This window comes from Indolivaga capnocytophagoides, assembly GCF_036511535.1.
In the GTDB taxonomy this organism is placed as follows: domain Bacteria; phylum Bacteroidota; class Bacteroidia; order Bacteroidales; family Dysgonomonadaceae; genus Dysgonomonas_A; species Dysgonomonas_A capnocytophagoides.
This window is the reverse complement of the sequence record NZ_AP028867.1, coordinates 1,502,703-1,526,493: the sequence shown is the minus strand read 5'-3', so window position 1 is coordinate 1,526,493 and position 23,791 is coordinate 1,502,703. Positions and strand designations below refer to the sequence as shown.

Sequence of the window (23,791 nt, the reverse complement as noted above, 5' to 3'; positions counted from 1 at the left end):
AATGAAAAAAATAATAGCAATTATGGCAGCAATAATATTAGCCGGTACAGACATAGCTTCTGCTCAAAAGATAATGGCTGAAGATTTGAATAAGCGGACTTTTTCTGTAAATGAAAATGTAATATCAGAGAAGGTACACTTTTACAATCGCTTCGGAATACAAATTGTGGGAGATATGTATCTTTCAAAAAATATAAATAGGCAACAAAAATATGCAGCAATTATAGTCGGGCATCCTTACGGCGGAGTAAAAGAACAGTCTTCAGGATTATATGCACAGGAATTAGCTGAAAGAGGATTTGTCACTCTAGCCATAGATAATTCGTATAATGGAGAAAGTGGCGGACAACCCCGTAAGATATCGACAGCGGAAGGCTTTGTCGAAGACTTTATGGCGGCTGTGGATTATATAGGTACACGCCCTTTTGTGAATAGAGAACAGATTGGAATGATAGGTATCTGCGGTAGTGGAGGATTTGTAATCAGTGCCGCTTCGGTTGACCCTCGGATGAAAGCCATTGCTACGGTCAGTATGTATGATATGGGACGTGTTAACCGACAAGGTCTTAATGATGTGATGACCCAAGAGCAACGCCAAGAAACACTAAAACAAATAGCAGAACAACGATGGGCTGAATATGAAGGCTCACCTGTCGAATACAGATACGGTACTCCGCCTTCGGTAGATGAAGATACTCATCCTGTATCACGTGAGTTTTTTGAGTATTACCGAATGTCTCGTGGCAGTCATCCCGGTGCAACTACAGCGATGTCGATAACCAGTAATCCGGCATTAATGAATTTCTTTCCATTTCAAATGATAGAAACAGTTTCGCCTCGTCCGTTACTATTTATTGCGGGCGAAAATGCACATTCCCGTTATTTCAGCGAAGATGCTTATAAGTTGGCTGCCGAACCGAAGGAGTTATATATTGTTCCGAAAGCAGGACATGTAGACCTTTATGATAAAATAGAACTGATTCCGTTTGATAAACTAGAATCGTTCTTTAAAAAATATTTGAAGTAAAATTATGGGTATATTAGACCGAATGCGTCAAGGAGAAGTCATCAGGCTCGATGATCCCGAATATTATAAAGTACAGGAACAAATCGATTGGGCGTTCTCTAAAACTGCTGAACTTAATAAACTCCCTTATGACAGAGCCCTTATAAGAGATACTGTAAGTAAACTGCTTGGTATAGATATAGATGAAACAACAACAGTATGCATTCCTTTTTATACCGATTGGGGGAAATTTACGACCATCGGGAAAAATGTATTTATCAACATGGGGTGTACATTTATGGATAGGGGAGGCATAACAATTGAAGATAAAGTATTGATTGCTCCAAAAGTCAATCTAATAACGGAAAATCATCCCGAATCTCCTGACAATCGCAGATATGTTTATGCAAAGCCCATTCATATAAAACAAGGTGCTTGGGTTGGTGCTTCGGCAACAATTCTACCTGGAGTAACTATAGGAGAGAATGCTATTGTATCGGCAGGTGCAGTTGTTACAAAAGATGTTGAAGCAAACACAATAGTGGGAGGTGTGCCTGCAAAATTTATTCGAAAAATAAAACAATAATAGAATGGAAGAAAAAGTATTAGTAATCTCTGGCCATCCGGATTTAAGCCAATCTTTTGCCAATAAAATAATTCTTGAAGAACTGCAAACACGGCTTCCGAATGCAATACTTGTATACTTGGATAAGTTATATCGCAATTATCAGATCAATGTGGAAATGGAGCAACAGCGTTTAGAGGAGGCTGATATAATTGTTTTACAGTTTCCATTCTTTTGGTATGGCATTCCGGCATTGATGAAAAAATGGATGGAAGATGTATTCATACATGGATTTTCTCATGGTTCTACTGGAAATAAATTGTCAGGGAAAAAGTTAATTATATCTTTTACATCCGGAGCACCGGAACATTTATATCAGCATGGAGAATCTCAGAACTACACTATTGATGAATTTTTATATCCATTAAAGCAATTTTCAAATCTTTGTGGTATGAAATGGCAAGGTTATGTATATAGTGGCGGATTATCTTATCAGAGTCGTCATGACAACGAGAAGCTTAAACTAATGCAGGAAAAAGCTATATCGCATGCTGAAAAATTAGCAGATCAAATATTAATTTCTCTAAAATAGATAGTTATGGAATACGTAAAATTAAATAATGGCATAGAAATGCCTATTCTGGGTTTTGGTGTCTATCAGATACCCCCCGAAGAATGTGAACGCTGTGTGTCGGAAGCTATACAGATAGGCTATAGATCAATTGACACTGCTCAAGCGTACTTTAATGAGGAGGAAGTTGGTAATGCTATTCGCAAAAGTGGAATACTTCGCAATGAGTTTTTTATCACGACTAAAGTGTGGATCTCTAATGCTGGATATGAAAAAGCAATGAGATCCATTGATGAATCGTTGAGTAAATTGCAAACCGACTATGTTGACCTATTACTCATTCATCAACCGTTTGGGGACTATTACGGTACTTATCGGGCAATGGAAGAAGCATATAAAGAGGGAAAAGTCAGAGCTATCGGGGTCAGTAATTTTTATCCCGACCGTTTTATTGATTTAGCAGAATTTGTCAATGTAAAGCCTGCGGTAAATCAAGTGGAAACTCATGTATTCAATCAACAGGTGAAACCTCAGGAAATAATGCAACAGTACGGAACTCAGATAGAATCATGGGGACCATTTGCAGAGGGAAAGAATGATTTCTTTATAAATGAGACATTGAAAAGCATCGGTGATAAATATGCTAAATCGGTAGCACAAATTGCTTTGCGTTTCTTAGTTCAGCGAGGGGTGGTAGTTATTCCTAAATCGGTAAACCGTGAGCGTATGAAAGAAAATATAGAGGTCTTTGATTTTGAGTTGAATCAGGATGAAATGGCTGCTATACGCAAATTAGACAAAGGTGAAAGTTTATTTTTCGCTCATAATGATCCTGAAATGGTGAAATGGCTTATTAATTATAAGAAACAAATGTAGAGATAATTTTTTCAAAGTGAACTTTTGAGCAAAATGTTATCTTTGTAATTACACAATTAAAATCGCGAATCATGGAATCAAAAAATAAGGAATATATAACATTCAATTATTCAGACATTGTATTCAGTTACTATTTCAGTGATGAATGTATGTGTACAGAAATGGTTCGCGAACATTTTCTTTGTTATGTCTATTCAGGCGAATACATCCTCGAAGAAGGGAAAGAGAAACGACGGACAATTGTTCGTCCCGGCGAATGTGTGTTTCTTCGTCGTGACAACCGGGTGAATATGTATAAACAACCAAAAGGAGACGATCCTTTTATGGGGATATTTATGACGTTTAAACGTCCTGTTTTACGTGAATTATATCAAAAGATAGGACATCGGGATTTACCTCAGGAAAGTAATAAGCATAAGCGCAGTGTCATAAAACTGCCTCAAAGTCCTGATATTACAGGTTTGTTTCAATCCATGATCCCTTACTTTGATTCATCGATAAAGCCTTCCGAAGAAATTATGACTTTGAAATTGATGGAAGGCGTGTATTCTCTGCTGAATATCGACAAACGTTTTTACCCCACACTTTTTGATTTTACAGAGCCCTGGAAGATTGATATTCTGGACTATATGAATGAGAATTACATGTATGACCTGTCGATAGATGATATCGCCACGTTCACGGGGAGAAGCATTTCTACATTCAAACGGGATTTTAAGAAGGTCAGTAATCTGTCTCCCGAAAAATGGCTGATCCAAAGAAGGCTTGAAGCTGCTTATGAGAAACTTCAAAAGAAAGGGGCTACAGTGTCTGATGTGTATATCGAAGTGGGATTTAAAAACCTATCTCATTTTTCTTCAGCCTTTAAGAAACAATACGGGGTAGCTCCAAGTACTTTTAACCAGACTTTATAAAGTTTATTTATAAAATCTCAAGAAGATAAGCTTCAAAATTGGATGAAAGAATATCATTAAATAAACTGATCAGAACAAGAGAGGGTAGGCTATTTTGTTCTGATCTTTTAATAGGATTGAGTTGAACCAACTGTTTCTGTATTTCAATTCCTGTTTTTGAAATATCCGCTAATTATTTCATAGTCTTCATATCAATTACGTATCTGAATTTAACTTTTCCATCCAATACGTTTTGGTATGCATTTTCAATAGATGAAGTTGTTGCGGGAATAATTTCTACTTCGGGATAAATATTATTGGCTACCGAATAATCAAGCATTTCCTGAGTTTCTTTAATACCTCCAATCTGTGAACCAAATATTTTACGGTTACCTTGCCAAATAAACTTATCTATAGAAATAACAGGCATAGAATTAAATGGAGGAAGACCTACTATTGCCATTTGTCCATCAATTTCCAGCATCTTTAAATACATATTCGGATCATAACTAGCAGGAATGGTACTGATAATAAAGCCCAGTGAATTATCCAATCCCTTTAGATCTTCCGGATTATTTACATTCACATATTTTGCTGCACCCAAGCGTTTTGCATCTTCACGTTTATCATCCGTAATATCAAACACAGTAACTTCGGCTCCCATTTGTACCATATACCGGACAGCCATATGCCCTAAACCTCCAAAACCTGCAACACCAACTTTATCGCCTTTTTTTACTTTCGAGTAATGGATTGGTGAATAGGTGGTAATACCTGCACATAGTAGAGGTGCAACTTTCTTCAAATCTGCATTTTTTGGTATTTTAATTGTAAAATTCTCAGTAAGTACGATATTATTGGAATAACCGCCTTGTGTAGTTTCGTGATCGTGAAATTGGTCATGATCGTGATAGGTTAAAACCGCTTCTTTGCAATACTGTTCGAGACTTTCTTTGCAATAATCGCAATGACCACAGGAATTGACCAAGCATCCGACTCCGGCATAATCTCCGATCCTAAATCTTGTGACATTCTTGCCTACTTCTGTAACTTGGCCGGCAATCTCATGTCCGGGAACCATAGGATATTCTTCTTTTCCCCAATCACCTCGAACATGATGTACGTCACTATGACAAATACCTGCATATAAAATCTCAATTTTTATTTCATCATCACCAATCGGGTGACGGTTAAACTCATACTCTGTAAACTTACTGTTGTTAGCAAAAACAGCAAATCCTTTTGCCGGGACTTTGTTGTTTTGTGCAAGTGTGGTACTGACAAATGCTATAACTAAAAGCATTATTATATTAATCTTATTTTTCATAATCTTGTTTTCGTTGGTTTTACTATTAATATTTATTCTAATTATTGAGGTTTACTAATTCCTAAATTTTCATGAATATGTTGTTCCGGATTTTGTACTAATAATGTGATAAATGCAGCAATACTTTTTCTTGAGATAGCTCTTCCACTTTCAGGTTCACTTTTTTGAGTTAAGGCATAATCTATCTCATCCTCATTAGTAAACCAGTCTGGGCGAAGGATTGTGTAATCCAAACCGGATGTCTCAATAACATCAGCTAATTTTCTGTAAGGAGCTAATACGGGTTTTAATAGTGTTTTGTATATACCGATAGAACTAATGGCAATTATCCTTCTCACTCCAGTTTCAAGCATTGCCTGAACAATATTCTTTGACATTGCTTCCAGATTACCTGCAAGGTTTACATATACGATATCTTGTCCTGCAATGGCTTCTTTTAATTTATGGTAATTCATTACATCAGCTTCTATGACTTCTGAATTATGTATATCATTCTGAATATTGTTTTTATTGCGTGTTAATAATGTCAGCGCAACATCTTCGATTGTTTGTAAATCCTTTATTACATATTTAGCCAGGCTGCCGCTTGCCCCTATAATTATTACTTTTTTCATATTCTTGTCTATAAATATTTATACTATTTGTCGTGATACTTTACTGGCACTCCATTTCCAAGGTTTCATCATTAATGCCGCAAGTGTTGCAAATAGAGCGATAATCCAACTCATTGTCCACGGAGTTCCATTTCCAAATAAGGTGAGTAGCAATGTGGAGATCACTCCACTTCCATATTGCATACTACCCAATAGAGCAGAAGCTGATCCTGCCATTTGCGGCACACCATCCAAAGCAGCAGCTGTCGTACAGGCAGCGATAAATCCATTCATAGAGAAAAAGAAAAATATACCGGTAACTACAGCCGGTAAACCACCATAACCCAACTTGCCCAGAATCATCAGAGTAATACCTGAAAGCATAGCTATAATGGTAGCTGTCCGTAGGATGTGATCAAGGTTGAAAATCTTTACGAACCGTCTATTTAACAAACTAAAGCCAACTAATCCTGCTACATTGATCGCAAACAACCATCCATAGTATTCCTCGGATACTTTGAAATATGTGATGTAGACGGCTGGTGAACCTGCAATAAAAGCATAAGCCGCTATGTAAAAGAAAGTAAGACAGAGCGTATATTGCATAAACTTTTTGTTTGAAAACAAAACTTTGTAATTTGTAAATGCTTGCATTATTGATTTTTCCGAACGATGTTGCTGATGCATAGTTTCGGGCAGAAAAAACACGAATATCAACATAATGAATCCAATGATTGCCAACAACCAAAAGATATAATGCCAAGAGGCAAATTTTAATATTTGTCCGCCCAGTAATGGTCCGACAATAGGTGCAACAGCCATTAATACCATCAATCCGGAAAGTTTTCGTGCAGCTTCAGTTTTTTGATATACATCTCGAACCATTGCTCTTGCAATCATAGGCCCCGTACAAGCTCCGAATGCCTGTATCACACGCCAGATTACGATAGTTGTCATGGAATTGGATAACGCACAACCTATCGAGCCGATAATAAATAAAACGACTCCTATAATAAGAGGTGGTTTTCGTCCATATTTGTCACTTATTGGCCCCCAGATTATTTGTGCTGCAGCAAAACCGATTAAAAAACCTGTGATTGTCAACTCAATACTTCCTTTCAAATCAGCTTCCATCGTAGGCATAGCCGGTAAATAAATATCTGTGGATAATGATGTAAATGCCATTAAACCTGCGAGTACAGGCATAAATATTTTACCTGCGTTAATCGTCTCTGTTGATGCAATATCTTGATTTAATACTTTCATTTCAAAATGTTTTATTTTTTAGAATGTATGACTTCATTAAGCCATTTCTTTACTTGATTCTCGACCTTTATCTTTTTATCTCCCTCCATTACAAATAAGACTCCGTCTCTTTCTATACCTCCAACAGTACTAAATTTCTTTAAGACATTAATATTTAGACAAAGCCGTTTGATTGTTTTAATGCCATTACCTATTCCATATCTCGCATTTGTATTGAATGGGATAATGGTTTTCCCTTTCAAATCATATTCGTTCAGGAAACTTTTATGGGGAGGTGGCAGTTGCATTCCCCAATTAGGGAAACCAATAAATACAGTGTCATATTTTTCAATATTCTCAATCTTAGTTTTTAGTGGCGGTAGAAATTCTGTTTGATTTTCTTTAGCAACCTGATCGACAGTCATTCTATGATCTTCGGGATAAGGGGTCTCTAATTCCAACCCAATTAAAGTGGCACCGGTATTTTGTTGTATTATTTCAGCTACAGCTTTCGTATTATTAGTTCGAGACAGATACACTATTAGCACATTTTCCGTTTTTATAGGTGATGCCTCTTTAGTATCCAGCTGCGCTTCAGTACAACCACAAAAAGAGGTCAAGGTAGCTATTGTTAGAATGACTCGTTTTAATAATGTCTTCATCAATTATATATTTAAAAAGTTTTAGCGACAGATTTAAGAATAATCCATTTGCCTTCTCGCTTTTCTAGTTCCATTATTTGTTGTAGCCTCCATTTGTTTCGCGAATCCCATATCCGAGCATCAAGTAAGTTTTGACCAATGAAAGTAGCTTTATGTCCATCTATATTAACAGTTGTTTTCACTTTTTCATATGAATAGTATCTCATTCGTTCAGATTCTATTTCAGAGAACCATTCGCTTTTGGTTTGGATGTAACTTGTAATGTGAGTGAGTGTGAAATTTGAATCTACAATATTATTGATACTTATGGTATCTTTTTTAATCATTGATTCTGTCAGTTGACGAGTAATTGCTAAAATCTCTGATCGATCGTTATTATCTTGATTCATCATTTGTTTTATATTTATCTTTGGTATAGCTACTATATTGAAAAATAAAACCATTAATCTCTTCCATTGAAACTTTATAGATAAAAGTCCATTTTCAATTTCAAGCAAATCTTTTTCTGAAAGTTCTATGGCCACCGATCTTATATTTTCATCTAAATATTCGATTTTATCCATTCCCGGTATAGGTATAATAAATGGTTTTTGAGCCAATAACCAAGTTAAAGCTATTTGTACCGGAGCTGTATTTTTTCTCTTAGCTATTTTTGCCAGTAATTCAACAACAGGCATATTTGCTCTGATTGCCTCAGGTGTAAATCGAGGAAAAACAGCTCGTAGGTCAGTTTCACTATCAAATTTTGTATCGGCAGTTATTTTTCCTGTCAAAAAACTGTTCCTATTGGACCCGAAGGCACAAAACCAATTCCTAATTCTTCGCATAAAGGGATTACAGATTCTTCAGGCTCTCTTGTCCAGATCTTACTATATCAGCATTCGCTTCAGAGAGCCCCCAATATTTAACCTTACCTTCTTTTATCAAATCTTGAATAGTCCCTGCCACATCTTCTATTGGTACATTTGGATCTACTCGGTGTTGATACAAAATATCGATATAATCAGTCTGTAGTCTTTTCAATGATGCTTCTACCACCTTGCGGATATGCTTTGGGAGACTATTAACGCTTGTATCAGAGATCATCCCAAATTTTGTAGCAATAACGACATCTTTTCGAAATGGTTTTAACGCTTCACCAACCAGCTCTTCCTTTGTAAAAGGACCATATGCTTCGGCTGTATCAAAAAATGTAATGCCTTTGTCAAACGCAGCACGAATAACATTGATACCTTCTTTGATATCGACTGCTTGTCCTGTACCAAAGCTTAAATTCATGCCCCCATTCCTAAGGTCGATACTTCAAGACCACTATTTCCTAATTTTCTTGTTTTCATTTTTCTATTCTTTGGTTTTATTAATTCGTTTATTATTGTGTTGATTTATTTCATATTGCAAATTTCCGAAGTATTTATGAAAGTATTCTTATATCAATTACTGTATTGTATACCATTATTACATATCTCATAAAAGATGCATATTTTACTGTCTTTTTATACTCAGACTTATTCTAATAAAAAATAAAATTGTGTAATAGCAGATTGAAGGAGGTAAACTTATCAGTCATAAATTGGATAATGAATGGGAAGGGCATTCAAAGATGGAGTAAGTCAGAAGACCTGCCAGAATATAGTAGTTTTGTGCCTTCGGGAGATGAGGCAAAGAACATTAGTATTATTTCGAATGTCTTATTGCAAGAAAACAGGAATGAGAACGATTGTGTCATTTCGCAGTTGCTTGATGAAAGTTATTTGAAAAGAACTCATTTAGAAAAGAGTATTTTTTATCCCAAAGAGAATATTTGGGAGTGTAATACCTATGTGCTTTTTTATGTTAGTATATATGGTTTGAACTCAATTCCTCGGAAGCATCAAATTGGCTGTGGGAAGCTGATTTGACATTAGAATTGACCCCTGAAATGGAGAAGTCGGGATGACTTTTCCATTTTACTTTTCTAAAAAAATAATACTTATAGAAAACTATATGTAATTTTTTTTGAATAAACTTTTCTTTTTTGATAAATATTCGTGATGATTAATAGATAAACATTTTCCTTTTTAGAAAACTTTTATCTCGAAAAATTGTTTCATATTTGTAGTAATGTTTGGTGTCATTATTCTAAATTCTTAGAAAATGATGAAAAGGGAATCAGGTGTAAATCCTGAACAGACCCGCTGCTGTAAGCTTCACCAAAGGTTTTCGAACAATTCTCTAACCACTATTCTGTTTTTGAATGGGAAGGACGTTTGAAAATGAAGTAAGTCAGAAGACCTGCCAAATAAATAAAATATTTTCTTTCGGGAAATAAAGAAAGTATTGCAAAAAAAGAAAATCATATATAAAAAAATAATAGACTATAGCCTTAATCTAAGACTGTCTTTATTCTTTCTATAATTAAACTATGTCAATATGAAAAAAATCATAAAATTCGAAAAGGACGATTGTAATCCATGCGTTATGGTTTCTAATTTTTTTAATGAGAAAAGTGTCTCTTTTGAAGCGATTAATCCATTCGATCATCCGGAAATAGCCATGCAATATAAGGTGCGTTCAGTACCTACAACTATATTATTAAATGACGATGGTGAATTGATGAGAATAATCGGTTATCAGCCCAATGAATTAAATCAAATGATTGAATCCTTATGAGATGACAATATATTACGACAGTAAGACCGGTAATGTTGAGCGATTTATCGAAAAAGTGAGGTTCCTGACAAAATGGAGTTTTGTTAAAATACACGATGGTATAGCTGTTACTGAAGTGGGACATTTAATAACGTTTACCACTCAAATAGGAAAGGCTCCACTCTCAACACTCAAATTTATGGAACAATGGCATCCTTATATTGTATCTGTTTCAGCAAGTGGCAATATGAACTGGGGTAATAATTTTGCGCTGGCAGCTAATACAATATCCCAAGAATATAAGATTCCAATATTACTTAAATTCGAACTCGCTGGTTTGGATCGTGATGTAAATAGTTTTATTCAAAAAGTAACAGATTATGCAAATAAAGAAATGGATACTCCTCAACAATGAGGTAATGATAAAGAAAGACGACGACTATCAACTTGATAAAGACAAAGAAGCTGTACGTTCGTACTTTCTTGACTATGTAAATAAGAATACGGTCTTCTTCTATACATTGAAAGAAAAGATAGACTATCTGATCGAAAATAATTATTACGAAAACCTTTACGAGCAATATACTTTCGAAGAAATAATGAGAGTATATGCACTTATATATGAGCGAAAATTCCGTTTTCCATCATTCATGAGTGCCTTTAAATTCTTCCAGAATTATGCCCTTCGAGACGATAGTGGTGAAAAGTTCTTGGAACGCTATGAAGATCGTATTGCTTGCATTTCATTGTACCTTGGGCAAGGAAGAGTAGAGCAAGCCATAAAATTTGCCGAACTATTAGTAAATCAAGAATATCAGCCTGCAACCCCTACATTTTTGAATGGAGGAAAACGCAGATCAGGTGAATTAGTTTCTTGTTTTCTTGACGAAATTGGAGATAGTCTTAACAGTATAGGTTATGCCATTAATTCATCGATGAAGCTGTCTTCTATCGGAGGGGGCGTCGCTCTTAATCTATCAAAATTAAGAGGCCGATCCGAAGCCATTAAAGGTGTTGAAGGACGAGCTAGCGGCGTTTTACCCATCATGAAACTATTAGAAGATGTATTTTCATACGCCAATCAATTAGGGCAACGCCCAGGAGCCGGAGCTGCCTATCTTAATATTTTCCACTCAGACATTGAAGAGTTTTTAGATTGTAAGAAGATCAATGTTGACGAAAAAGTTCGTATCAAATCACTTTCAATTGGTGTTGTTGTTCCTGATAAGTTTATGGAGCTCGCCGAAAAAGATGAACCATTTTATATATTCTATCCTCATTCGGTATTCCGCCAATATGGCCAACATCTCGATGACATGGACATGAATAAAATGTATCACGAGCTGGTTGATAACCCTAAAGTGAGAAAGAAACGTTTGAGTGCGCGTGTAATGCTCGTTAAGATTGCTCAAACTCAGAAAGAAAGTGGCTATCCATATCTTTTCTTCAAAGATAATGCAAATAGAGAACATGCCCTGAAAGATATTGGAGAAGTAAAATTCAGCAATCTGTGCACCGAGATTATGCAATTGTCGGAAGTGTCGGAGATTAACGACTATTACCAAGAAGACATCATTCGCAGAGGAATCTCGTGCAACCTAGGTTCGCTAAACGTTGCAACAGTGATGGAAAACAAGCGAATAAAAGAAGCGGTATCTATATCAATAGATGCTTTGACTGTGGTTACTGATATCTCAAACATAGATGTTGTCCCATCGATAAAAAAAGCTAATGAAGAATTACACAGTGTTGGCTTAGGAGCTATGAACCTGCATGGCTTCTTCGCAAAAAACTTTATTTCTTATGAAAGCAAAGAGGCCCTTGACTTTTGCAATGTGTTTTTCATGATGATGAATTTCTATTCGTTGCAACGCTCAATGGAGATTGCCAAAGAACGAAAGAAGACATTCAAAGATTTTGATAAATCAGAATATGCTAAAGGCACCTACTTTGACAAGTATTTAAAATTGGAATATTTACCTCAAACAGATAAGGTTAAATCTTTATTTGAAGGTATTGCCATACCATGTAAAAAAGAATGGAAGGAGCTTAAAGATCAAGTTGTGGAACATGGTCTTTATCATGCCTATCGGCTAGCTATTGCCCCAAATCAATCTTCATCTTATATCATGACATCAACAGCTTCGGTAATGCCGGTGGTAGATACTATCGAAGTTCGAGAATATGGAGACAGCACCACTTTTTATCCGATGCCTTATTTGACGAATGAAAATTTCTTCTTTTACAAGTCGGCATATGATATGGATCAGATGAAGGTGATGAAACTAATATCAGTTATACAACGACATGTTGATCAAGGTATTTCTACAATACTTCATACCAAAAGCAGTGATACCACTCGCGACTTAGCTCGTTATTATATCTATGCACATAAAATAGGTTTGAAATCACTGTACTATACTCGTACACGAAAAGCAACTATCGACGAATGTGTGTCTTGTTCAGTATAAATCCAAAGAAACATCATTATGAATAAAAATAAACAATTCCATGCCGTAAACTGGAATACACCTGAAAACGATTATGTAGAAATGTTTTGGGTGCAAAATCTTAAGCAGTTTTGGATAGATACCGAATACATCCCATCAAAAGATATTGACTCGTGGAAATCCCTTTCGCCTGAAATGAAAGAGGCATACAAAAAAGCACTTGGTGGGTTAACTCTCTTGGATACAATTCAAAGTCATACAGGTATGCCGAAGGCAATAGATCACATCGACGGTTTGCAAAATAAATCGGTGCTATCATATATGTGCATGATGGAATCGATACATGCTAAATCGTATTCAACAATATTTACAACGGTTGCGACAACATCCGAAATAGACGAAATATTTGAATGGGCATCCAACAATGAACAATTGCAATTTAAAGCGAAAACCATTGACGCCAATTATCGTAAACTTGATAATGAAAATGCTCCGCCTGAAGATGTTTATATGGCTTTGGCATCGTCCGTTATGCTTGAAACTTTCTTGTTTTATAGCGGATTCTTTCTTCCACTTTGGCTTTGTGGTCAGGGACAAATGGTTGCCAGTTGTGATATTATCAAAAAGATTGTGGCTGATGAGTCCATTCACGGTGTTTTTGTAGGGCTTCTGGCTCAAGAGTTATTCAACAAGTTTGATGAGAAAAAGAAGAATAAAATAAAAGACAATTTATTCAAGCTCATGGATGTGCTATACGAAAATGAGTTGAAATACACCGATCATGTATATAGTGATGTTGGACTAACGGGTGAAGTGAAAGAATATATCCGCTATAATGGCAACAAAGCTCTAATGAATTTGGGCTTTGAACCTCGGTTTGAAGTTGGTGACGTAAATCCTATCGTACTAAATGGTCTGAATGTTGAAACTACACAACATGACTTCTTTTCTAAGAAATCGACTAATTATGAGAAGACATTGGAGGTTGTACATCTTCACGATGATGATTTCAGTATGGAGAAAGAATTGAAAATAGAAATATAATATGGAACAGGTTTTGCTTCATTGTTGCTGTGCACCGTGTTCTGCTCCCATTATCGAATGGATGTGTAATAATGAAGTGGAGCCGATTCTATTCTTTTTTAATCCGAATATATATCCAAAGGATGAGTATTTGAAACGAAAAAAAGAATGTATGAGTTATGCCCTGTCACTTGGACTTAGATTTATCGATGGCGATTATGATCATAAGTATTGGTTAGAGAAAGTCAAAGGACTAGAGGCAGAACCCGAAAGGGGAAAACGATGCAGTCAATGTTTTACAATCCGGCTTGAAATTACGGCTATACTAGCTTCAAAACTTCAGATTGAAAAGTTTAGTACAACCCTCTTAGGCTCACGGTGGAAAAGCCGTGAACAAATACTTAATGCGGGAAATACCGCTGCCTTGTCTGTCAATAATACAGAATTTTGGGATAAAGACTGGCGTAGAGGCGGGTTAACTGAAAGAAGAAAGATTCTGTTGTTGGAAAATAACTTTTATAACCAACAATATTGCGGTTGTGAATTCAGTATCCGAAAATAATTTGTTACATTTATTGGTATAACAAATTCATAAAGCCATGGAAAAGAGATGTCCTTGTTGTGGTAAAACGTTTGAATGCAGGCACAACGATATTTTATCATGCCAATGCACACAAATTCATCTTTCTGTAAAAGAGTTAGCGTACATAGATACATTGTATCCGGGTTGTCTTTGCCTACAATGTTTAAAAGACCTGAAAGCAAGTTTCTACAAACAAGGTTTGGATGAGATCGAAGAACTTCTCACTCCCTATAAATCGGAATAGAATTTGTATTCTTTACTTCTCCAATAACAAAAGTGCTGTGTAAGCTGCCAATAGCATCAATCTCACCAAGGGTGTTGAGTACAAAATCCTGATAATGCTTCATATCCCGGACATAAATTTTCAGCATAAAGTCATAGTCTCCCGAAATATTATAACAGTTAGTTATTGTTTCAATTTGATTAATAGCTTCCATAAACTGAAATCCATTTTCTTTGGTGTGCTGTTTCAATTTTATACTACAAAAGACAATCAAATTACACCCTAATTTTTCAGGATCCAGTTCAGCAGTATATCGCTTAATATATCCGTCTCTTTCTAATCGTTTTTGACGTTCAAAGACTGGTGTAGGTGATAAATTTACGAGTTTAGCTATTTCTTTTGTTGTTAATTTCGAGTCTTTTTGCAACACACCTAATATTTTAATATCCGTAGTATCCAGCTTTTCCATAGGTAAAATATCTAAAAAAAAGGTTTTTGTCAGTTTTTTTTTCTATCAAGCGCCTCTCGTTATGCAAAAATAGAATTTTTATCCAAAAACACATCTATAGATAGATATATTATTTACAAATACTAAATTTGATAGATTATTAATTAAAAAATGAAATTATGAATTTAAAACAAAATGCACCTTTTAAGGCAGATGTTGTAGGTAGTTTCTTGCGTCCGGAAAGACTAAAAGAAGCCAGAGAGAAATTCTTCCAGAAACTAATCTCTCATGAAGAATTAAAACAAGTGGAAGACGAAGAGATAAAAAAATTAGTTCACAAGCAACAAGAGGTTGGTCTTAAAGTTGCAACGGATGGAGAATTTCGTCGTAGCTATTGGCATTTAGATTTCTTTTGGGGTTTCGATGGTGTTGAACACAATATAATGAAGCAAGGCTATATGTTTCAAGGAGAAGAAACCCGGGCAGATTCAGCTCGTTTGAATGGTAAAATCCGTTTTACAAGCCATCCTTTTCTTGAGCATTTCAAATTTCTACAAAGCATTATTTCCGGAGATGTTGTTGCACGACAAACAATTCCTGCTCCATCTCAACTTTATGCTGAATTATTACGAGGCGAAAACGAAGAAAAAGTAAATGAGTATTATCCAAACAGGAATGATTTATTGGAAGATATAGCTGCCGCCTATCGTGCTGTCATCTTGGAGTTTTACAAATTAGGTTGTAGAAATATTCAACTGGATGATTGTACATGGGGCATGCTTTGCGATAAAAATTTCTGGCAGACAATGGCTAATGGAGACTATAATCCAAACAGCTTACAAGAGATTTATTTAAATCTGAATAATAAGGCCATAGAGAATTTACCCGAAGATTTAGTTGTTAATACTCATGTTTGCCGGGGCAATTATCACTCGACATGGGCCACTTCTGGAGGCTACGAACCTGTTGCCGAAAATCTGTTCGGAAAAGAAAATGTAAATGCCTATTATTTAGAGTTTGACACGGATCGTGCCGGAGGATTTGAACCATTACAATATGTCTCATCTGACAAAAAGGTGGTACTCGGTCTTATCACATCGAAATTTCCACAGCTGGAAGATAAAACCCAAATAAAAGAAAGAATAAAAGAGGCTTCTAAATTTGTTCCTTTAGATCACTTATGCCTAAGTCCTCAATGTGGATTTGCTTCAACCGAAGAAGGTAATATCCTTACTGAAGAAGAACAATGGAAAAAAATAGCATTGGTCTGTGAGGTAGCTCAAGAAATTTGGGGGAAATAAATACATCTAAAAAAAGTATATTATTTTGTTTGAATAATCGATAGGTGCCTTTGCCAAAAGGAGAATAGGGAATCATGTGTAAATCATGAACTGTCGCGCAACTGTAACCACAGCCATTTTAATTCTGTTTAATAGTCCACTGTCTACATTTATTAGATGGGAAGGGAAGCAGAACAGTGGAAGTCAGGAGACCTGCCATTAGATTACAAATAAAAATGAACGTTTAATTTTCAATTAAATTCAAAAACAAATGAAAACGAATATTCTCGGTTATCCGCGCATTGGTAGCCATCGTGAATTGAAAAAAGCCTGCGAAAATTATTGGTCAGGTAAAATCAGCCAAGAACAGCTTCTCAAAGAAGGAGCTTCAATCAGAGCATTGAACTGGTACTTACAAAAAGAGTATAAAATCGACCTTATTCCGTCTAACGATTTTTCGTTTTATGATCAGGTTTTAGACTTAGCAATGACTTTAGGTGCAATACCTAAACGTTATGCACCCCTGCTAAACGACAAAATTGAACTGTACTTTGCAATGGCACGTGGATACCAGAAAAACGGTCACGATATCATTGCAATGGAAATGACCAAATGGTTTGACACCAACTACCACTATATTGTTCCCGAATTTACTAAAGAGCAACAATTTTCATTGTTCAACAACAAGCCTCTTGAAGAATATAAAGAGGCCAAAGCATTGGGTATAGAAACCAAACCGGTAATCATTGGTCCTATCTCGTTCTTGTTACTAGGAAAAGAAAAAGAATCGGGTTTTGACAGATTAGATTTAGCAGAAAGTCTTATTCCGGTATATACCAGAATACTGAAAGGATTGGAAGAAGCCGGAGCTACCACAATCCAAATAGATGAGCCATTTTTGGCTATGGATATAAATGAAAAGGAAAAATCTCTATATCCGATTGTTTATAAACAAATAAAAGATGCTTGTCCCAAATTGGAAATCATCTTGACAACTTACTTCGAAGGGTTAAAAGATAATACCGGACTGGCTCTTGACTTACCTGTTGATGCTTTACATATTGATTTAGTTCGTTGTCCACAACAGTTGGATTCTATTCTAACGTCATTTCCGACAAACAAAAAACTTTCTTTAGGTATCGTAGATGGTCGAAATATTTGGAAAAATGATTTTTCAGATTCATTGAATACAATCCATAAAGTTGTTAATAAGCTTGGAAAAGATCGAGTATTGATCGGAGCATCATCTTCTTTTTTGCATGTTCCCTACGACTTGGAGCTGGAAACTAAAGAAAACATACTGACTCCCCAGATCAAACAATGGATGGCTTTTGCCGAACAGAAAGTAAAAGAGTTATCTGTTCTAAAAGATTTACTGCAAGAAACTCCATCAGAACACTCGAAAGAAGAACTTGAAGCAAATAAAAAAGCGATTCAAAGCAAACAAAGCTCGAGTCTGATCCATAACATAGAAGTAAAAAAACAAATCAAAAATATATCTGTCGATGACAGTAAACGTCAGAGTATATTCACTGTTCGTCGTCAGAAACAACAAGAAATATTAAATCTGCCTCTGTTTCCAACCACCACCATCGGGTCTTTTCCTCAGACTAAAGAGGTGCGTTCATGGAGAGCACAATTTAAGAAAGGCAATTTATCTGAAAAAGAGTATAACGACTTGTTAAGAGCCGAAACTCAAAAGGCGATAAAATGGCAAGAAGAAGTTGGCTTAGACGTTTTGGTACATGGTGAATTTGAGCGTAATGATATGGTGGAGTATTTCGGAGAGCAATTAGTCGGATTTACATTTTCTCAAAATGGCTGGGTACAAAGTTATGGCTCACGTTGTGTGAAACCTCCCATTATATATGGAGATGTATCGCGTCCTGATCCAATGACTGTGTATTGGACTACATATGCCAATGCTTTAACCGATAAACCTGTTAAGGGAATGCTGACCGGTCCTGTGACTATTCTGCAATGGTCTTTTGTGAGGAACGATCAACCTCGTTCAGAGACTTGTAAACAAATTGCGTTGGCTATAAGAAAAGAAGTTGAGAATCTGGAACAAGCAGGCATTCAGGTTATTCAAATAGATGAGCCTGCCATAAGAGAGGGCTTACCGCTACGTAAAGAAGATTGGAGAAAATATCTAGACTGGGCTGTTAACTGCTTTTGCTTGTCAGCAAGTGTCGCTAAAGATGAAACACAGATACATACACACATGTGTTATTCTGAATTTAACGATATTATAGAACACATCGCTTTAATGGATGCAGATGTGATAACAATTGAATGTTCACGTTCTCAAATGGAACTACTGGATGCGTTTGCTGAATTTAAATATCCTAATGACATCGGTCCCGGAGTTTATGACATTCACTCACCACGTGTGCCAAATGTGAGAGAAATGGACGATCTGATAAAAAAAGCAATCAAGGTAGTATCAGCAAAACAATTATGGATCAATCCAGACTGTGGACTAAAAACAAGAGGATGGGATGAAACCAAAGAAGCTCTTGAGAATATGGTGAAAGCTGCGAAAGAATTAAGAAAAGAGTTTTAATTCACACTAATAATAGCCACAAAATTCAGTTTGTGGCTATTATTTTTTACTATCGTTTCTTTGCTTAGAAATAATTGGCTTAAAAATATCTCAGAAATATTCCTAAGTTAGTAAGCCTATTTGTTCATATCACTTTATATGATTTTTTTTCCGAGAAGCAGTCATTTTGCTATCTCGAGTTAACAATTTGATAAACAGATAAAAACTTTATGAAAAAATACTTTTTTCATAAAGTTTTAGTACCTTTGTATCCGTCATGGTGATAACTCTTTCGCATCTGAAATAGTTATTGAAAAGGGAATCCGGTGTAAATCCGGAGCTGTACCCTCAGCTGTAAGTTCCAAATAGAATGGATTTTGCAACCAATAAGTCACTGTCTAAATAAAAGAGATGGGAAGACTGCAAAATCCGGAACAAGTCAGAAGACCTGCCACGATAGTCATTGTCTCATATTTCGGGGATTAGAAATATTTGATATGCACTTTTTTAAATCACAATTCAGGACATTTTGTGTCCGCAATGTTTAGGTATGCAAAGAATATAATTTGCATGGGAGTCTTTTGGCTTAGATAATTTTATTATCGAGTCATATCATTTTGGGCAATACATTGCTCAATGCAAAGGTGTTATATTTTAACATATGGCTTTTTATGCTCATACCTAAGCAGAATAAACTGTTGTAAAGATATTAATAAATATATGGTATGCAGTTATTTAAGTTGAAAACAAGACTTCATGAATTCAATAGTTTTGCTGACTTTGCAAAAGAATTCAACCTCGGGGAAGATGATTTGGTTATAACCAACGAGTTCCTATTCATCCCATTTATGAAACCTCTCAATCTTGCTTGTCATTACATTATGCAAGAGAAGTATGGACTAGGTGAACCATCTGATGAAATGATGAATCAGATACTAGACGATGTTCGTGCTATCAATTGCAAGCGCATTATAGCAATAGGGGGAGGAACTGTTATTGACATCTCTAAATTGTTTGTTCTGAAAGATGTAAACAATGTATGTGATGCTTTTGAAAGAAAGATTCCAATAGAAAAAGACAAGCAACTAATAATTATACCTACCACTTGTGGTACAGGTAGCGAAGTAACTAATATTTCTATTGCTGAACTGAAATCAAGACACACAAAAATGGGACTGGCCGATGATGCTTTATTAGCAGACGATGCCGTTTTGATTCCTGAATTATTGCGAGGATTGCCATTCAGGTTTTATGCAGCAAGTGCAATCGATGCCCTCATTCATGCAGTAGAGGCATATGTATCACCTAAAGCGACTCCTTATAGTCAATTGTTTAGTAAAGAAGCCATCTGTATAAGCCTGGATATTTTCCGGAATATTGCTCAACAAGGAGACGAATATCGTTTTTCACGATTAAGAGATATGCTAATAGCCAGTAACTATGCAGGTATTGCCTTTGGCAATGCGGGAGTTGGAGCAGTGCATGCTCTTTCGTACCCGCTTGGAGGAACCTATCACGTACCACATGGAGAGGCAAATTATCAATTTTTCACTAAAGTATTCAAGGTATATCAAGAAAAGAATCCTGCAGGAAGAATTGTTGAGTTGAATCAGATATTAGCAGAATGTCTACACACATCTACTTACAATGTTTATGAGCAACTCGATTTTGTTTTAGGTAAAATGTTGCCGAAGAAACCTCTTCGAGAGTATGGTATGACAGAAACCGATATCGATACTTTCACCGAAAATGTTGAAAAGTCTCAACAACGTTTGCTTGCAAACAATTACACTCCTTTTTCTACAGAAGATATCAGAGCAGTTTTTAAAGAGTTACATTAAAGATTATAAAAACAATGGAAATTAAAGAAATGGTTGCTGCTGCCAGAAAGGCACAGTTTATCTACAATGAGTATTTTGATCAACAAAAAGCTGATCTTGTAGTAAAACTTACAGCAAAGGCTATGTATGATAATGCTGATGAGTTGGCACGTATGGGGCATAGTGAAACGGGTATGGGAAACTATCCTGATAAGAAAGCTAAAGTTTTGAACAAATCAAAAGCTTTATGGCAAGATTTAAAAAGCAAAAAATCAATGGGTATTATTGGTATCGATGAGGTTACAAACCTGATTGAAATAGCTAAACCGATTGGTGTTGTTGCTGCCATTATTCCAATGACAAATCCTGTTGTTACCGTTATGTCAAAAGTTATGTTTGCACTGAAAACTAAGAATGCAATCATTATATCACCTCACCCTAAAGCTAAAAATTGCTGTGCTTATACAGTGAAACTGATAAAAGAAGCAATTGTAGAACACGGTGTTCCTGAAGATTTGATTCAGATAATAGAAGATCCAACAATAGATAAAACTCAAGAGTTAATGAAAGAATGCGATGTGATTGTAGCTACTGGAGGTATGCCAATGGTGAAGTCTGCATATTCTTCAGGAAAGCCTTCTTTTGGAGTGGGAGCAGGTAATGTGCAAGTTATTCTCGACCGTTATATCGACTTGGATGATGCAGCCGAAAAAGTAATTACAGGACGTAGTTTTGATAATGGAATCATTTGTTCCGGAGAACAAAGTATAATTTATCCCAGAGAGGAAAAAGCAGACGTATTTGCTGCTTTTAGTCGTCATGGAGCATATTTTATTCCTGAGGAGGACAGAGATAGACTCGTAAATACGTTATTCATTGACGGAAGTATCAATCGTGACATTGTGGGACAAGATGTTGCCGTTATCGCGGAAAAAGCAGGTATTTCAATTCCTAAAGGAACAAGAGTGATGGTTGTCGAAGCCAAAGGTGTAGGACATGAAGATATTATTAGCAAAGAAAAAATGTGTCCTGTTCTGGCTGCTTTCCCTTACGATTTCTTCGAAGAAGCAATTAAGATTGCAAAGACAAACTTGAATCTTGAGGGAAGCGGACATTCAGCAGCAATACATTCTAATGATCAGGCTAACATTATCAAAGCCGGAAGTGAGTTGTTTGTTTCCCGCTTAATAGTGAACGCTCCAAGTGCAACAACTGCAGGAGGATCATTACAGAACGGACTTGCTGTTACAAATACCCTAGGTTGCGGAAGCTGGGGAAATAACTCCATCTCAGAAAATTTTACATACAAACACCTTTTGAACATAACACGTATAGCTCCACTATCACCACGTATCCATGTTCCTACGGATGAAGAAATCTGGCAATCTTAATGATGTCATAGATGTGTGAAAAAACCTAACCCCGATGCTATGGCTCATTGCTCGGGGTTAGATTTTATTTATAATTAAATTTTTTATTAAAAATGAATAACGAAGAATCAATCAAGCTCTATATGTTCAATACCGGTGTGTTGAAGTGCAAAGAGAACAACATCAAAATGAACGCCTCTTTAGATCCATATGAAATCCCTGTGCCTTGGTTTTTCATCAAGCATCCTAAAGGTAATATTATTATTGACGGAGGAAATGCGGTAGAGTGCGCAACAGATGCTCGTAACTATTGGGGAGATATATGCGATGTATATTGGCCCGAAATGACAGAAGAGGAAGGCTGCTATAATACAATCAAAAATATGGGTATTGATCATGATTCTGTGAAGTTTGTGCTTCAATCACATCTTCATCTAGACCATACAGGTGCAATTGGTCGATTTGCTAATGCAACACATGTTGTAAACCGAAAGGAGTATGAATATGCTTATACAGCTGATTGGTTTGCTAAAGGTGGATATATAAGAAATGATTTTGACAGAGCAAATCTTGATTGGGATATTATCAATATCAATGATCACGATATATATGATGTTATGGGGGATAATAGTATTCTTATGATTCCGACTCCCGGACATTCACCCGGACATTGTAGTTTTATAGTAAATCTGCCTCAGGCTGGTGCCATTATGTTAACTGCTGATGCAGCTTATACTACAGATCACTGGGAAGATAAAGCTTTACCCGGATTTCTGACATCTGCACAAGATGCAGCCAGATCTGTTGCCAAATTAAGAGCGATTGCAGATAAAACCAATGCAAAGGTTGTAACAGGACATGATCCTATAGAATGGAATAAATTGAAAAAGGGCGTTAACGGCTTTTATCTATGAAGCAAATAAAAACTTAAAATAAAAAATAGAGATATAAATTGGATTGAATCCTTAATTTTCTAAGAAGAGATTGCTCATAGTATAATGCTTATTACTTTTGGTATAGCTGGGGCATTGTGTTAAGTAAAATAAAAGAACAAAGGTAATTCCGAAAGAAATACCTTTGTTCTTAAATAATTAATTCCACATCCAATGCTTATTATTGGAACTATAAACGGCGAATCCAGATGTATTCCCGGCTACACGTCCTCTTGATAGAATAACACCATAATCAAATAAGATATGTGCTGTCATTTTTTGTATATCTTTTCTATTGAAGGTGAATCTTTCAGCAGTCGCATTTTTTACTGTGGACATAAAACTATCGACATTGAAAGCCTGCTTTAGTGAATCAAGCACTTCAGAATCGTATTTGTCAAATGCAATATTATTTAAAGCTTTTTGATTGGAAAACTCGAAGTAACGATCTTTATATTTTGTCATATCAAAGGAATAGGTATATGGCTTACTGTGTTCAATATGTAAGGCTCCATCAAGAACCGGAGATTCTTCGCATATTTCTTTTATTTCACCTGTGTTTTTATTCTTTACAGTGAATACTACGAAGTAAGGTGCAGAACTTCCCTCCTCAAAAGCTTCACAAAACATTTTATATTTAATAATAGCTTGATTTGTTTTCTTATGTGTGCATATAATAGAAATAAGGGATATAAATAAAAAAAATAAGCTTTTCATCTATTGGATAAATTAGATAGTGAATATAAGGATT

The 23,791-nt window shown here is 35.8% G+C and carries 24 protein-coding genes and 3 riboswitches; of the genes, 16 read left to right on the top strand and 8 right to left on the bottom strand.

Annotation, left to right across the window (positions count from 1 at the left end; genetic code table 11):
- Position 1 precedes the first annotated feature (1 nt).
- The 5 genes from AABJ51_RS06120 (at position 2) to AABJ51_RS06100 (ending at position 3,932) form a co-directional block, all read left to right on the top strand.
- A complete protein-coding gene (locus AABJ51_RS06120; RefSeq protein WP_434781387.1) occupies positions 2-1,027 on the top strand; it encodes an alpha/beta hydrolase in 1,026 nt (341 codons plus the stop codon).
- 4 nt (positions 1,028-1,031) lie between these two features.
- Entirely contained in the window at positions 1,032-1,592 is a 561-nt protein-coding gene (locus AABJ51_RS06115) for a sugar O-acetyltransferase (RefSeq protein WP_338374806.1), read from the top strand.
- A 4-nt stretch (positions 1,593-1,596) separates the two neighbouring features.
- The gene (locus AABJ51_RS06110; protein ID WP_338374805.1) at positions 1,597-2,163 is read left to right on the top strand and encodes an NAD(P)H-dependent oxidoreductase; all 567 of its coding nucleotides are present in this window, start codon (positions 1,597-1,599) and stop codon (positions 2,161-2,163) included.
- A 6-nt stretch (positions 2,164-2,169) separates the two neighbouring features.
- Complete coding sequence (locus AABJ51_RS06105) at positions 2,170-3,018, top strand: aldo/keto reductase (RefSeq protein WP_338374804.1); 849 nt, start codon at positions 2,170-2,172, stop codon at positions 3,016-3,018.
- A gap of 71 nt (positions 3,019-3,089) precedes the next feature.
- Entirely contained in the window at positions 3,090-3,932 is an 843-nt protein-coding gene (locus AABJ51_RS06100) for a helix-turn-helix domain-containing protein (protein WP_338374803.1), read from the top strand.
- Between the two features lie 172 nt (positions 3,933-4,104).
- Here AABJ51_RS06100 and AABJ51_RS06095 read toward each other — a convergent pair whose 3' ends face one another.
- The 6 genes from AABJ51_RS06095 to AABJ51_RS06070 form a co-directional block, all read right to left on the bottom strand.
- Entirely contained in the window at positions 4,105-5,238 is a 1,134-nt protein-coding gene (locus AABJ51_RS06095) for an NAD(P)-dependent alcohol dehydrogenase (protein WP_338374802.1), read from the bottom strand.
- Between the two features lie 41 nt (positions 5,239-5,279).
- Positions 5,280-5,852 (bottom strand): NAD(P)H-binding protein, encoded by a 573-nt coding sequence (locus tag AABJ51_RS06090; RefSeq protein WP_338374801.1) that lies wholly within the window; start codon positions 5,850-5,852, stop codon positions 5,280-5,282.
- Between the two features lie 18 nt (positions 5,853-5,870).
- A complete protein-coding gene (locus AABJ51_RS06085) occupies positions 5,871-7,097 on the bottom strand; it encodes a multidrug effflux MFS transporter (protein WP_338374800.1) in 1,227 nt (408 codons plus the stop codon).
- An 11-nt stretch (positions 7,098-7,108) separates the two neighbouring features.
- On the bottom strand, positions 7,109-7,738 hold the full coding sequence (locus AABJ51_RS06080) for a flavodoxin (protein WP_338374799.1): 630 nt from the start codon (positions 7,736-7,738) through the stop codon (positions 7,109-7,111).
- 11 nt (positions 7,739-7,749) lie between these two features.
- Complete coding sequence (locus AABJ51_RS06075; RefSeq protein ID WP_491844613.1) at positions 7,750-8,511, bottom strand: aldo/keto reductase; 762 nt, start codon at positions 8,509-8,511, stop codon at positions 7,750-7,752.
- 61 nt (positions 8,512-8,572) lie between these two features.
- A complete protein-coding gene (locus tag AABJ51_RS06070) occupies positions 8,573-9,016 on the bottom strand; it encodes an aldo/keto reductase (RefSeq protein WP_338374797.1) in 444 nt (147 codons plus the stop codon).
- A gap of 812 nt (positions 9,017-9,828) precedes the next feature.
- Positions 9,829-10,031, top strand: a riboswitch (cobalamin riboswitch).
- Between the two features lie 116 nt (positions 10,032-10,147).
- Between AABJ51_RS06070 and AABJ51_RS06065 the strand changes: the two genes are divergently transcribed.
- The 6 genes from AABJ51_RS06065 to AABJ51_RS19365 are packed head-to-tail and all read left to right on the top strand — an operon-like array spanning position 10,148 to position 14,666.
- Complete coding sequence (locus AABJ51_RS06065) at positions 10,148-10,387, top strand: thioredoxin family protein (protein ID WP_338374796.1); 240 nt, start codon at positions 10,148-10,150, stop codon at positions 10,385-10,387.
- Position 10,388: 1 nt separating this feature from the next.
- Positions 10,389-10,781, top strand: coding sequence for a class Ib ribonucleoside-diphosphate reductase assembly flavoprotein NrdI (nrdI, locus tag AABJ51_RS06060; RefSeq protein WP_338374795.1), 393 nt, complete (start codon positions 10,389-10,391; stop codon positions 10,779-10,781).
- A complete protein-coding gene (gene nrdE, locus AABJ51_RS06055) occupies positions 10,747-12,837 on the top strand; it encodes a class 1b ribonucleoside-diphosphate reductase subunit alpha (RefSeq protein WP_338374794.1) in 2,091 nt (696 codons plus the stop codon). The genes nrdI and nrdE overlap by 35 nt, the downstream gene beginning before the upstream one ends.
- Positions 12,838-12,855: 18 nt before the next feature.
- Complete coding sequence (nrdF, locus tag AABJ51_RS06050) at positions 12,856-13,860, top strand: class 1b ribonucleoside-diphosphate reductase subunit beta (protein ID WP_338374793.1); 1,005 nt, start codon at positions 12,856-12,858, stop codon at positions 13,858-13,860.
- 1 nt (position 13,861) lies between these two features.
- Positions 13,862-14,401, top strand: a complete 540-nt coding sequence (locus tag AABJ51_RS06045; protein ID WP_338374792.1) for an epoxyqueuosine reductase QueH — start codon at positions 13,862-13,864, stop codon at positions 14,399-14,401.
- Between the two features lie 37 nt (positions 14,402-14,438).
- Positions 14,439-14,666: a cysteine-rich CWC family protein gene (locus tag AABJ51_RS19365; protein ID WP_353527788.1), complete on the top strand. Its 228-nt coding sequence runs from the start codon at positions 14,439-14,441 to the stop codon at positions 14,664-14,666.
- Here the strand turns inward: AABJ51_RS19365 and AABJ51_RS06040 are convergent.
- Complete coding sequence (locus AABJ51_RS06040) at positions 14,644-15,114, bottom strand: Lrp/AsnC family transcriptional regulator (RefSeq protein WP_338374791.1); 471 nt, start codon at positions 15,112-15,114, stop codon at positions 14,644-14,646. The two genes, AABJ51_RS19365 and AABJ51_RS06040, sit on opposite strands and share 23 nt — an antisense overlap.
- Positions 15,115-15,272: 158 nt before the next feature.
- Here AABJ51_RS06040 and AABJ51_RS06035 point away from each other — a divergent pair, with 158 nt between their 5' ends.
- The 5 genes from AABJ51_RS06035 (at position 15,273) to attM (ending at position 23,022) form a co-directional block, all read left to right on the top strand.
- Complete coding sequence (locus AABJ51_RS06035) at positions 15,273-16,394, top strand: 5-methyltetrahydropteroyltriglutamate--homocysteine S-methyltransferase (RefSeq protein WP_338374790.1); 1,122 nt, start codon at positions 15,273-15,275, stop codon at positions 16,392-16,394.
- A 25-nt stretch (positions 16,395-16,419) separates the two neighbouring features.
- Positions 16,420-16,608, top strand: a riboswitch (cobalamin riboswitch).
- Positions 16,609-16,644: 36 nt separating this feature from the next.
- A complete protein-coding gene (metE, locus tag AABJ51_RS06030) occupies positions 16,645-18,939 on the top strand; it encodes a 5-methyltetrahydropteroyltriglutamate--homocysteine S-methyltransferase (RefSeq protein ID WP_338374789.1) in 2,295 nt (764 codons plus the stop codon).
- A gap of 240 nt (positions 18,940-19,179) precedes the next feature.
- Positions 19,180-19,388, top strand: a riboswitch (cobalamin riboswitch).
- 255 nt (positions 19,389-19,643) lie between these two features.
- Complete coding sequence (locus AABJ51_RS06025; RefSeq protein ID WP_338374788.1) at positions 19,644-20,759, top strand: 4-hydroxybutyrate dehydrogenase; 1,116 nt, start codon at positions 19,644-19,646, stop codon at positions 20,757-20,759.
- A 14-nt stretch (positions 20,760-20,773) separates the two neighbouring features.
- Complete coding sequence (locus AABJ51_RS06020; RefSeq protein WP_338374787.1) at positions 20,774-22,129, top strand: aldehyde dehydrogenase family protein; 1,356 nt, start codon at positions 20,774-20,776, stop codon at positions 22,127-22,129.
- 92 nt (positions 22,130-22,221) lie between these two features.
- Positions 22,222-23,022 carry an AttM family quorum-quenching N-acyl homoserine lactonase gene (gene attM, locus AABJ51_RS06015; RefSeq protein ID WP_338374786.1) on the top strand — a complete coding sequence of 267 codons (801 nt, stop codon included), beginning with the start codon at positions 22,222-22,224 and terminating at the stop codon, positions 23,020-23,022.
- A 177-nt stretch (positions 23,023-23,199) separates the two neighbouring features.
- Here attM and AABJ51_RS06010 read toward each other — a convergent pair whose 3' ends face one another.
- Positions 23,200-23,670: a hypothetical protein gene (locus AABJ51_RS06010; RefSeq protein WP_338374785.1), complete on the bottom strand. Its 471-nt coding sequence runs from the start codon at positions 23,668-23,670 to the stop codon at positions 23,200-23,202.
- Positions 23,671-23,791 lie beyond the last annotated feature (121 nt).

Excerpts from the sequence above, each read along its gene's own strand:
- AABJ51_RS06120 (WP_434781387.1), top strand. The coding sequence starts at position 2 with ATGAAAAAAATAATAGCAATTATGGCAGCAATAATATTAGCCGGTACA.
- AABJ51_RS06115 (WP_338374806.1), top strand. The coding sequence starts at position 1,032 with ATGGGTATATTAGACCGAATGCGTCAAGGAGAAGTCATCAGGCTCGAT.
- AABJ51_RS06110 (WP_338374805.1), top strand. The coding sequence starts at position 1,597 with ATGGAAGAAAAAGTATTAGTAATCTCTGGCCATCCGGATTTAAGCCAA.
- AABJ51_RS06105 (WP_338374804.1), top strand. The coding sequence starts at position 2,170 with ATGGAATACGTAAAATTAAATAATGGCATAGAAATGCCTATTCTGGGT.
- AABJ51_RS06100 (WP_338374803.1), top strand. The coding sequence starts at position 3,090 with ATGGAATCAAAAAATAAGGAATATATAACATTCAATTATTCAGACATT.
- AABJ51_RS06095 (WP_338374802.1), bottom strand. The coding sequence starts at position 5,238 with ATGAAAAATAAGATTAATATAATAATGCTTTTAGTTATAGCATTTGTC.
- AABJ51_RS06090 (WP_338374801.1), bottom strand. The coding sequence starts at position 5,852 with ATGAAAAAAGTAATAATTATAGGGGCAAGCGGCAGCCTGGCTAAATAT.
- AABJ51_RS06085 (WP_338374800.1), bottom strand. The coding sequence starts at position 7,097 with ATGAAAGTATTAAATCAAGATATTGCATCAACAGAGACGATTAACGCA.
- AABJ51_RS06080 (WP_338374799.1), bottom strand. The coding sequence starts at position 7,738 with ATGAAGACATTATTAAAACGAGTCATTCTAACAATAGCTACCTTGACC.
- AABJ51_RS06070 (WP_338374797.1), bottom strand. The coding sequence starts at position 9,016 with ATGAATTTAAGCTTTGGTACAGGACAAGCAGTCGATATCAAAGAAGGT.
- AABJ51_RS06065 (WP_338374796.1), top strand. The coding sequence starts at position 10,148 with ATGAAAAAAATCATAAAATTCGAAAAGGACGATTGTAATCCATGCGTT.
- nrdI (WP_338374795.1), top strand. The coding sequence starts at position 10,389 with ATGACAATATATTACGACAGTAAGACCGGTAATGTTGAGCGATTTATC.
- nrdE (WP_338374794.1), top strand. The coding sequence starts at position 10,747 with ATGCAAATAAAGAAATGGATACTCCTCAACAATGAGGTAATGATAAAG.
- nrdF (WP_338374793.1), top strand. The coding sequence starts at position 12,856 with ATGAATAAAAATAAACAATTCCATGCCGTAAACTGGAATACACCTGAA.
- AABJ51_RS06045 (WP_338374792.1), top strand. The coding sequence starts at position 13,862 with ATGGAACAGGTTTTGCTTCATTGTTGCTGTGCACCGTGTTCTGCTCCC.
- AABJ51_RS19365 (WP_353527788.1), top strand. The coding sequence starts at position 14,439 with ATGGAAAAGAGATGTCCTTGTTGTGGTAAAACGTTTGAATGCAGGCAC.
- AABJ51_RS06040 (WP_338374791.1), bottom strand. The coding sequence starts at position 15,114 with ATGGAAAAGCTGGATACTACGGATATTAAAATATTAGGTGTGTTGCAA.
- AABJ51_RS06035 (WP_338374790.1), top strand. The coding sequence starts at position 15,273 with ATGAATTTAAAACAAAATGCACCTTTTAAGGCAGATGTTGTAGGTAGT.
- metE (WP_338374789.1), top strand. The coding sequence starts at position 16,645 with ATGAAAACGAATATTCTCGGTTATCCGCGCATTGGTAGCCATCGTGAA.
- AABJ51_RS06025 (WP_338374788.1), top strand. The coding sequence starts at position 19,644 with ATGCAGTTATTTAAGTTGAAAACAAGACTTCATGAATTCAATAGTTTT.
- AABJ51_RS06020 (WP_338374787.1), top strand. The coding sequence starts at position 20,774 with ATGGAAATTAAAGAAATGGTTGCTGCTGCCAGAAAGGCACAGTTTATC.
- attM (WP_338374786.1), top strand. The coding sequence starts at position 22,222 with ATGAATAACGAAGAATCAATCAAGCTCTATATGTTCAATACCGGTGTG.
- AABJ51_RS06010 (WP_338374785.1), bottom strand. The coding sequence starts at position 23,670 with ATGTTTTGTGAAGCTTTTGAGGAGGGAAGTTCTGCACCTTACTTCGTA.